At 69.2% G+C, this 9,648-nt stretch carries 9 protein-coding genes; 2 read left to right on the top strand and 7 right to left on the bottom strand.

The genetic code is table 11. The features are described 5' to 3' along the window. The coding region (locus ACE3PU_RS09820; RefSeq protein ID WP_374385599.1) for an OmpA family protein at positions 1-196 on the top strand (196 nt) is incomplete at its 5' end. Between the two features lie 467 nt (positions 197-663). Here ACE3PU_RS09820 and ACE3PU_RS09815 read toward each other — a convergent pair. Then, positions 664-1,338 (bottom strand): OmpA family protein, encoded by a 675-nt coding sequence (locus ACE3PU_RS09815; RefSeq protein ID WP_374389194.1) that lies wholly within the window; start codon positions 1,336-1,338, stop codon positions 664-666. 224 nt (positions 1,339-1,562) lie between these two features. Here ACE3PU_RS09815 and ACE3PU_RS09810 point away from each other — a divergent pair, with 224 nt between their 5' ends. Then, complete coding sequence (locus ACE3PU_RS09810; protein ID WP_374389196.1) at positions 1,563-2,474, top strand: isopenicillin N synthase family dioxygenase; 912 nt, start codon at positions 1,563-1,565, stop codon at positions 2,472-2,474. A gap of 21 nt (positions 2,475-2,495) precedes the next feature. Here the strand turns inward: ACE3PU_RS09810 and ACE3PU_RS09805 are convergent, their stop codons facing one another. The 6 genes from ACE3PU_RS09805 to ACE3PU_RS09780 form a co-directional block, all read right to left on the bottom strand. Next, on the bottom strand, positions 2,496-4,475 hold the full coding sequence (locus ACE3PU_RS09805; RefSeq protein WP_374389192.1) for a pilus assembly protein TadG-related protein: 1,980 nt from the start codon (positions 4,473-4,475) through the stop codon (positions 2,496-2,498). A 94-nt stretch (positions 4,476-4,569) separates the two neighbouring features. Continuing rightward, complete coding sequence (locus ACE3PU_RS09800) at positions 4,570-6,438, bottom strand: M2 family metallopeptidase (RefSeq protein WP_374389190.1); 1,869 nt, start codon at positions 6,436-6,438, stop codon at positions 4,570-4,572. A gap of 49 nt (positions 6,439-6,487) precedes the next feature. Beyond that, on the bottom strand, positions 6,488-7,183 hold the full coding sequence (gene mtgA, locus ACE3PU_RS09795) for a monofunctional biosynthetic peptidoglycan transglycosylase (RefSeq protein ID WP_374389188.1): 696 nt from the start codon (positions 7,181-7,183) through the stop codon (positions 6,488-6,490). A 1-nt stretch (position 7,184) separates the two neighbouring features. Continuing rightward, positions 7,185-8,150 carry a WD40 repeat domain-containing protein gene (locus tag ACE3PU_RS09790; protein ID WP_374389186.1) on the bottom strand — a complete coding sequence of 322 codons (966 nt, stop codon included), beginning with the start codon at positions 8,148-8,150 and terminating at the stop codon, positions 7,185-7,187. 76 nt (positions 8,151-8,226) lie between these two features. Next, positions 8,227-8,985, bottom strand: coding sequence for a DUF4893 domain-containing protein (locus ACE3PU_RS09785; RefSeq protein ID WP_374389184.1), 759 nt, complete (start codon positions 8,983-8,985; stop codon positions 8,227-8,229). 64 nt (positions 8,986-9,049) lie between these two features. Then, on the bottom strand, positions 9,050-9,648 hold a 599-nt coding region (locus tag ACE3PU_RS09780), incomplete at its 5' end, for a DUF4893 domain-containing protein (protein ID WP_374389182.1).

The raw sequence follows: 9,648 nt of genomic DNA, 5'->3' as shown, positions 1-9,648 counted from the left end.
CTCCGGCTCGGCCGCCTACAACATCGGCCTGTCCAACCGTCGCGCCCGCACCGTGGCCGACTCCCTGGTCGCCCAGGGCGTCAACGGCGGCGTCATCGCGCTGGACGGCAAGGGTGAAACCGCGCTCGCCAAGGCTACCGCCGACGGCGTCCGCGAGCCCCTCAACCGTCGCGCCACCATCGACATCAACTTCTAAGACCGTGACGGCCGCGATCCCCAAAGGATCGCGGCCTGACCGGACGAAAAAGTCGTCGATGACAAAAGATGAAGCCGCCGCCCCTCACGGGACGGCGGCTTTTTCTTGTCGGCGAGGCTTGCGCCTTGCGGGCCGCAGGGTCAGCCAACGCAGGAGCCAGCGCGCCGCACCGGCCGCTAGCGGCTAGCCCGCACCAGGACCGCTCCGCTGTCTGGTGGGGTGCCGCGAGGATTGTTGGTCCCACGCATGGCTTGGCCCGCGCCGATCACGAGGCCCGCGGTCAGGAGAGCGCAGACGACAGCGACCGCCGCCAGCTTGAGCCCCTCGACCAATCCCCCGTCGTCCATGCGTCGCCCCCTTCCAGTTCAGAGGACCATGTTCGGCGGGGTGTCGCAAGCGGCCGACGCGAACACAAAAAAGGGGCGGCGCCTTCAGCACCGCCCCTCGCTTCATGACCCGCGGCCGGATCAGCCCGTGAACGGACGGATCAGGATTTCGACCCGGCGGTTCTGCGCCTTGCCTTCGGTCGTGGCGTTCGAGGCCACCGGGTTGCGCGAGCTGTTGCCCGCGACGTAGAGGCGCTCGGCCAGGACGCCGCGACGGACCAGTTCGGACGCCACGCTGCTGGCCCGACGCTCGGACAGCGGCTGGTTGATCGCGTCGCCGCCCGAGGAATCGGTGTGGCCAATGATGTCGATGGTCGAGCGGTCGTATTCCTGCAGCACCCGGGCCACGTCGTCCAACACCGGCATGAAGCGGCTGTCGATCGAGGACTGGTTGGTGGCGAAGGTCACGTCCGACGGCATGCGCAGCACCAGATTGTCGCCCTGGCGCGCGACGCCGACGCCGCTGCCCGACAACTCGGCCTCGAGGGCGCGCTGCTGGCGATCCATATACTGGCCGACGGCCGCGCCGCCCAAGGCGCCGATGCCGGCGCCGATTAGGGCGTTCTTGCGGCCCTGCTCGCCGTTCGAGGTGTTGGTCAGGTAACCCAGGACGGCGCCGCCCAGCGCCCCGGCGATGGCGCCGGTTCCGGTGTTGTTGCGCACCGGACCCGAACGGTACGGGTCGGTCGTGGTGCAGGCGGCGGCGCCCAGCAGGGCGGCGATGGAGACACCGGCGACGAGGATCTTGGCGCGCATGGATAAAGTCCTTCCTGTTATGCGGTCTGGCGCGAGAAACGTTCGCTTATGGTGGCGGTTCCAAGCTGTACCGTTTCTGAACGGCCCGTCTTCGCCCTCGGACTGACATCGTCGCGGAATAGGGGTATGCAACCGCCGCCCCTTCAAAGACCCAGGACGCAGCCGTGAGCTCGACCCAGACCGACGTCTCCCCCTCCGCCACGCGCGGCGTGCAGCCGGTTTCCATGACCCTGTACGACGCCGACTTCCAGGCCTTCAGCGACCAACTGGGCGCCTCGTTCGCCCGCTACGGCTTCGCGGTCGTGGCCGACCACGGGCTGGACGAAAGCCGCATCGACGCCGCGGTGAACGACGCCAAGGCCTTCTTCGCCCTGCCCGAAGAGGTCAAGCGCCGCTATCACCAGCCCGGCACGGGCGGCGCGCGCGGCCTGACGCCCTTTGGCGTCGAGGCGGCCAAGGGCGCCGCGACGGTCGACCTCAAGGAGTTCTGGCACGTCGGTCGCGAACTGCCCGAAGGCCACCCCTACCGGACCTATATGCGCGACAACGTCTGGCCGACCGAGGTCGCGGGCTTCCGCGAGCACCTCTATGGCATGTTCGAGGACCTGGACGCCCTGGGGCGAAAGATCCTGAGGGCCATCGCGCGCTATCTGAAGCTGGACGACGCCTATTTCGAGGACAAGGTCGAGCTGGGCAACAGCGTGCTGCGCATGTTGCACTATCCCCCGGTCCCCGCCGACGCGCCGGGCGTGAGAGCAGGCGCGCACGAGGACATCAACGTCATCACCCTGCTGCTGGGGGCCGAGGAGGCCGGTCTGCAGCTGAAGGAGAAGGACGGCAGCTGGCTGGACATCGCGCCGCCGCCCGGCGCCCTGGTGGTCAACATCGGCGACATGCTGCAGCGTCTGACCAACCACGTCCTGCCGTCGACCACCCACCGGGTCGTCAATCCGGCGCCCGAGCGGCGGGGCTTCGCCCGCTATTCGACGCCCTTCTTCCTGCACTTCAACCCGGACTTCCCGATCGAGACCCTGCCCAGCGCCATCACGCCGGACAATCCCGACCGCTATGCGGGCAAGACCATCCTGGCGGAGGACTATCTGACCGAGCGCCTGCGCGAGATCCGCCTGCTCTGACGAACAGGCGGAAGCTCGGCGTCAGCGGGTGATGCGCAGCTGGCTGATGCTGCGGCCGATGGCGCCGAAGGCCGACTTCAGCGAGGCGCCGTTCTCGGGCAGATAGACGTGGTCGCTGTTGGTGGCGCATTGCTGCATCACCTCCTTGGCGGTGTCCACGCCGGCGCCGCCGGTGCCGGAGTTGATGTCGAAGCCGACGGTGTAGACGATCACGCCCGCCGCCTTCATCCGGTTGCACATCTCCACCGACCGCGCGAACGGATTGCTGTACTGGCCGACCGGCTGGTTGCGCAGGTTGGACCCCGTGTACTGGGAGCAGCCGATGTGTTGGTTGACGTCGCCGCTGCCCGACACCGCGCCGGCGACCACGCCGTTGCAGTAGGGGGTGTTGAACTCCCCGTCGGTCATCAGGATCACGACCTTGAGGCGCTTCTGGGCGTCGTAGGCGTCGGGCCGGTTGTCGCTGGGGAAGATGGCGCCGAACGTCGGCGAAACCATGTACCAGCCCCATTCGACGCCGACCTGACCCGCTGTGGAGCCCACGGCGGCGTAGTCGTTGATCTGAGCCTTCAGGTCGGCCTTCTTGTGCGTCAGCGGCAGGATGGTCGAGCCCAGGCAGCGGTTGTCCGACGACGGATAAGCCAGCCCCACGGGGGCGCCGCCTGGCGCGGCGTCGGTGTACATGCCGGTTCCGATCCGCTCGCTGACGCAGGTCGAGACCTCCTGGATGCGCGTGCTGCCGTAATAGTTGCTGAACTTGTAGAACTGGCACCCCAGTTCCAGGCACTGGACGTAGTCGCCGCCGGCGCTGCTGTAGCTCTGGCCGCTGACCGTCGTGGGCAGGACGCCGTTGATCACGAAGGTGTCCTCGGTCAGCCGCGTCGCCGACCGACTGTCGCTGTTGATGGCGGTCAGGCCGCGCACGTCGGCGATGCGGATATCCTCGCCGGTCTGCAGTCCATGGCGCGGCGACCTCGCCACCACCTCGCACGACGAGACCACGCACTCCCGCACCGTGCCGCCCGAGGACCAGTTGTTGTGGTTGGCGGTGCTGTAGTCGACCCAGGCCGAGCCGTTCCAGGTCTGGAGCCGGATGCTGTTCGCGCTCTCGCGAACCACGCGATAGGGCTTGTTGTTCAGCCGCGTCGCAAGGCTGGAGCCGTTGCCGGAACTGGATATGCCCGTCACCCAGACGTAGTCGTCGGTGTCGAAACCGTGCGCATCGGCCTTGATGGTCGTCTGCGAGCCCTTAGCGACGCCGCTGATCGCCTTGGCCGACCCGGTCCCCCAGTCGGCGTCGTCGATCTCGGTGCGACCGCGGATGACGCCCCGGGCGGCCGCGGCGTAGTCGCCCGCGTTGACGCCCATCGAATAAGGCACCAGGGCGATACGGGTGCGCGTGACGGCCTGGCGCGCCTCGTCCTGGACCACGATGTCCACCAGGTCGTTCGCCGCCGTCTTCAGGTCGCGGATGCGAGAACCGGACATGGAGCCGGTCACGTCCAGCACCAGGGCCACCTCCACGTCCTTGGTCGAACGGTTGACCTCGGAGTGGGCGCCGACCGGCAGGGCGTCGTCCAGGATCTTGCCGTACGGCGGCAGGACGATGTTGGCGACCAGGGTCTTCACCTCGACCTTGGCGTTGGCCACGACGATCTCGCCGTTCTCCAGCTTGAACTGGACGGCGGCGTCATCGATCGTGACGCCTGGGAACCCCTGCATGTTGGCCTTCAGGACGTTCAGCCCGACCTCGGTCAGGTCTTCATCCTGGACATAGGGCGAGCGCGCGGCGGCCAGGGTGGCGGCGTCCAGGGCGTCCTGAAGGTTGGCGCGCACGGTCGTCACGCGCTGAATGTCGATCCCGCCCAACACCACCATGACCAGCGTCGGCAGAGCCAGGGCGAACAGGATGGCGACATTGCCCCGCCGGTCGCCGCGCAGCCGGGCGGCTGCGGACGACAGACGGGCCAGGGCCCCGGAAACAGCGCTCAGAACCGTCAAGATCGTCGATCCCCGGCGGGCGCAAGCCGCCCGCATGGCGACAGTCTGAAGCCATGCGGTTAAGGGAAGCGTCACCCGTGACGGTTAACCGCCGTTAGGCTTCGGACCAGCCGCACTGCCGGCCGCGGTTCTGCTCGGTCAGCCAGGTGTTCAGCGGGGCGAAATAGTCGGCGACCGCCGAGGCGTCGTTGGTCGTCTCTCCGGTGAAGGCCTGCATCGCCTCGGGCCAGGGCCGCAACTGGCCCATCTCCAGCATGGCGTTGAAGCGCTGGCCCACCTCGGTGTTTCCGTAGATGGAGCAACGGTGCAGCGGGCCGGTCCAGCCCGCCTGCTTGCAGGCCGCGCGGTGGAACTGGAACTGGTAGATGTGGGCCAGGAAGTAGCGGGTGTAGGGCGTGTTGCCGGGTACGTGATACTTGGCGCCGGGGTCGAAGGCGTCGGCCGGGCGCGGCCCCGGCGGGACCAGACCCTGATACTTCAGCATGTCCGCGCTCCAGGCGGCGTTGTACTGGTCCGGCGTGGTCTCACCCGCGAAGACGTCCCAGCGCCAGCGATCGACCATCAGGCCGAACGGCAGGAAGGCGATCTTGTCCAGCGCCATCTTCAGCAGGAAGGGGATGTCCTCCTCCGCGCCCGGCGTCGTCTCCAGAAGACCGATCTGGTTTAGATAGGTCGGCGTCAGGGCCGACAGGCCGACGAAGTCGCCGATGGCCTCGTGGAAGCCGTCGTTGGCGCCGTTGCGGAACAGCATCGGCTGGTTCTTGTAGGCGCGCTGGTAGTAGTTGTGCCCCAGCTCGTGGTGGACGGTGTAGAAGTCGTCGCCGTTGACGTTGGTGCACATCTTGATGCGGATGTCGTCGGCGTTGTCCAGGTTCCAGGCCGAGGCGTGGCAGACCACCTCGCGGTCGCGCGGCCGGGTGATCTGACTGCGTTCCCAGAACGTCTGCGGCAAGGCTTCCAGACCCAGCGAGGTGTAGAAGCCCTCGCCCGTCTTGACCATCTTCGTGGCGTCGTAGTCGGCCGCCTTCAGCAGTTCGGTCAGGTCGTAGCTGGACGCCCCGCCGGTCGTCGGCGCAACCACGTCATAGATGTTGCCCCACTGCTGCGACCACATGTTGCCCAGCAGGTCCGCGCGGATCGGGCCGTGGTCGGGCTGGACCGCATCGCCGTATTTGGCGTTCAGGCGGCCGCGGACATAGCAGTGCAGGTTCTCGTAGAAGGGCTTGACCTGGTCCCACAGCCGGTCGGTCTCGCGGGCGAAGTCGTCGGCGGGCATGTCGTAGCCCGACCGCCACAGGGCGCCGGTGTCGGCGAAGCCCAGCTCGCGCGCGCCCTCATTGGCGATCGCGACCATGCGGGCGTAGTCGTCCTTCATCACCGGCGAGACGGTGCGCCAGCCTTCGTACAGCGCCTTGGTCTCTTCCGGGTCGCGGCTGTCGGCCAGGATCAGCGAGGCCTCGTCCAGGGTGATCTGACGGCCCTTGAATTCGAACTTGCCCGTCGAATAGGTCGAGTCCAGCCGGGTCGTCAGCTGCGCCAGCTCCTCGGCCGCGCCCGGCCGGTTCGGCGCCGGCAGGACCAGGCCCAGCCGCAGCAGGTTCAGCTTGCGCCGCACGACCGGATCGACCTCGACGTCGTTGAACCTGGCCGCCTGGTTGGCGAACTGGACCTGCATCTCGGTCGCCTCGGCGTTGGCCTTGGCCTCCAGCCACATGGTGTCGAAGGTGATGTTGGTGGCGCGCGCCCACTGGATACGGGCGACGTATTCGCTGAGCTCGGCGTATTTGGCCTCGGCGTCGGCGATGAAGCGGGTCGCGCCCTCGGCGGTGACCGGATAGTCCGGCAGGGCGGCAGGCGCGGCGGCGGTCTCGACCGGGGCCTCGGCCGCGGTCTCCGTGGTCGCGCATCCGGCGCTGAAGGCAAGGACGCAGACCGCGGCGGCGGCCATCAACTGACGCTTCATGGGGATCTCCTGAACAGGGCGCGCAGGAAAGGCCAGCCGACCTGTCGCGTCAAGTTCGGCCCAGGACGCAGGCGTTCAGCCCGTCGCCCCGCACCGTGCCCATCGCCGCCTGTATGCGGCTGGCCCGGCGGCGCACATAGGGTCCGGGGCTGGCGGCCTTGTAACGGCGCGGCGCCGGCAGGATGGCGGCCAGGCGCGCCGCCTCGCGCGTGGTCAGTTCGTCCGCATCCTTGCCGAACCAGTGGCGCGACGCCGCCTGGGCGCCATAGACGCCCGGCGCCCATTCCACCACGTTTAGATAGACCTCCATGATCCGGCGCTTGGACCAGACCGTCTCGATCAGGACGGTGTAGCCCGCCTCCAGCCCCTTCCTGACCCAGTCGCGCGACGGCCACAGGAAGACGTTCTTGGCGGTCTGCTGGCTTATGGTCGATCCGCCGCGCATGCGGCCGCCCTCGGCGTTGTGGTCCAGCGCCTTCTGGATCGCCTCCATGTCGAAGCCGTGATGGCTGCAGAAGCGGGCGTCCTCGGCGGCGATGGCGGCGTTGACCAGGTTGGGCGAGATGTCGTTCAGCCCGCGCCAGCGATAGTCCAGCCCCTGCCCCTTCGCCGCCTGCTGCAGCATCAGGATCGTCGGCGTCGGCGGGACCACGGCGAACAGCAGCACGCCGACCACCGGCACGGCGACCAGGACCAGCAGGATGAGCCCCAGCAGACGACCCAAGCGGGACCGCTTTCCAGCCATGTCAGAGGATCGCCACGCCGGCGCGGCCGTCCTCGTCGGCCCAGGCGACCTTATCCGCGTCCGGGCTGAGCGACAGGGCGACGACGCCGGCGCCCTTCTCGGCCTTGACGAAGTTCAACCCCTGCGCCGCCGGATGCGCGACCCAGACCCGGCCGTCGTTCAGTCCGGCCGCGACCAGGCCGTGCGCCGTGCGCGCCGACACCAGATTGACCAGGCTGGCTTCGTCATAGCCGATCTCGGTCGCCTCGCGGCCCATCGGGCCGTTCGAGCCGACGAAGGGCCACAGCACCACGCCCTGCGCGCCCGAGGTGGCCATCAACTGGCCGCCGGCCAGAAAGGCGTTCGAGCGCACCTTGCCGGGATAGCCGCCCATCCGCATCGACTTGGCGTCCTTCAGCCGCCAGCCGTGCAGCTGATTGTCCTGCATCAGGGTGACCACGAAGGCCCCGTCGGGCGAAAAGGAGACGCCCGTGTGCGACCCGGCCCATTTCAGCAGCGTCGGCTGTTGCTTCTCGATCCGGGCGTACCACAGGGCCGCGCCGCCATAGGTCGAGGTCGCGATGCGCCGCCCCTTCGGCTCGAAGGCCACGCCCGAGACGGTGCGCTCGTGCTGGAAATCGCGCCTGAAGCCGGTGTCGTTCGGGTCGATGACCGCCAGGGTCCGCCCATAAGAGAAGGCCACCAGGCCCGAGGCGGCCGAGGCGTCGATGGCGTCGATCCACTGGTTTTTCGCCGTGGCCAGAATCTGCGGGTCCTCGCCGCGCCGGCTCCAGACCACCTTGCCGTCGTCGCCGCCGGTGACGACGCCCTCGCCCGAGGGATGCACGGCGGCGCACAGCACGGCCCCGTCGTGCGCCTCCACCCGCTGGCGATCGTCGAACCGGACCGAGCCGTCGCCGAGGGCGAAGACGGCGCCGGTGCTGTCGAAGAGGGCGGCGGTGACCTGGGCGTCGAAGTCGAAGTTCATGCCGCTGGCGTTAGCGGGTTGCGCGGGGGGCTGCAAATCTTCTCGGCGACCTTGATCCGCCGAGGCGAACCGGGCCTCAGCGCACGATCTCCAGCAGCTCCAGCTTGGCCTCCTGCTTGGGCCAGGGCAGGACCAGGCGCCAGCGCTGGTCGCCGATGCGTTCGAAGGCGCCGACCTGGTCGCGCTCGGTCGTCTGGCCGTAGCGGGGGAAATCCGCCTCGTCGCCCCAGGCCTGGGCCCCGACATAGACCAGTCGGCGATCCGTATCCGGATAGAGCAGCCCCTGCGTGCGCTGCGAGCCGGTCGTCTTGGTCAGGAGCAGATCTCCCCCCGGCGTCAGCGCGACCGAACAGGCGAAGAAGGGATAGGCGACATAGGCCAGACCCTGGCCCTCGGCGCGTCGGCCCAGCTTGATCGTGCGGCAGCGATAGGTTCCGGGCGCGGGCTGCAGGCGGCCGGCGAGGCCGGCGTTCGGATCGACCAGGGCGCCCAGCCGCTCCACCTCGGTGGCGAAACCGGCGTCCTCGGCCTCGGCCCGGCCCAGACGCCAGGCCTGGTCCAGACGGCCCAGCAGACTGGCGTCGGCGGCCGACGCCACGCGCCGCCAGTCGTCGGTCCCGCCCTGCAGCCCCTCCGCCGGCGCCGCCGTATCGGTCGGCGCCGACGCCTGCTCGGGCGTCGCGACAGCTTCCGGCGCGGCGCGATCGGGAACGCCGGGCGCAGGCGCGGTCACGGCGGGCGACGCCCGCAGCGCGCTGTCCGGGCTGTTTTCGCCGCACGCGGCGAGCGCCGCCGTCGTCATCAGGGCGGCCAGGGCGGTCGTCGTACGGCGCATGTATCGTCCCCTTCGGTGGAGACACGAAAACGGACGGGCGGCGTCCCGGTTCACCGCAGACCCGTCAGGATGCGGGGCGCAGTTCGATCAGATCCAGGTTGGATTCGTTCTGCGGCCACGGGACGACCAGACGCCAGCGGGCCTCGCCGATCCGCTCCAGACCCGCGATCAGGTCGCGGTCGGGGTTGCGGCCGTAGGAGTCGGCGGGCGGCTCCTGCGCCAGGGCCATGGAGCCCAGCAGCACCATCGACCGGTCGTTCTCGGGGAACAGCAGGCCGGAGGGACGCTGGGAGCCGGTGACCTTGACGAACTTGAGGCCCTGGGGCGTGGCCTCGATCCGGCAGGCGAACCAGCCGTAGACGACATAGCCCAGGCCCGCCTCGCCGCCCTGGGAGCCCAGCTTGACGGTGCGGCAGCGATAGTCGCCGGCCGGAGGAATGACGCCGGGCCGGGCGGCGTCGGGATCGATCAACTCGCCCAGGCTGTTCAGGTCGCCCGATCCGCGCTGCCGACGGGCCTGCTGCAGGGCCAGGTCCCAGGCGGCGTCGCGGCGCTGATAGCGATCGCGGTCGGCGGCGGTGACGACCGCGCGCCAGTCCCTGAGCATCGGGGCGGCCGGCGCGCCCGCGCCGGGCGACGCGACGGGCGGAGGCGGCGGAGGCG

The sequence above is a fragment of the Brevundimonas sp. genome (genome assembly GCF_041911375.1).
In the GTDB taxonomy this organism is placed as follows: Bacteria; Pseudomonadota; Alphaproteobacteria; order Caulobacterales; family Caulobacteraceae; genus Brevundimonas.
This window is presented reverse-complemented; position numbering and strand designations above follow the sequence as displayed.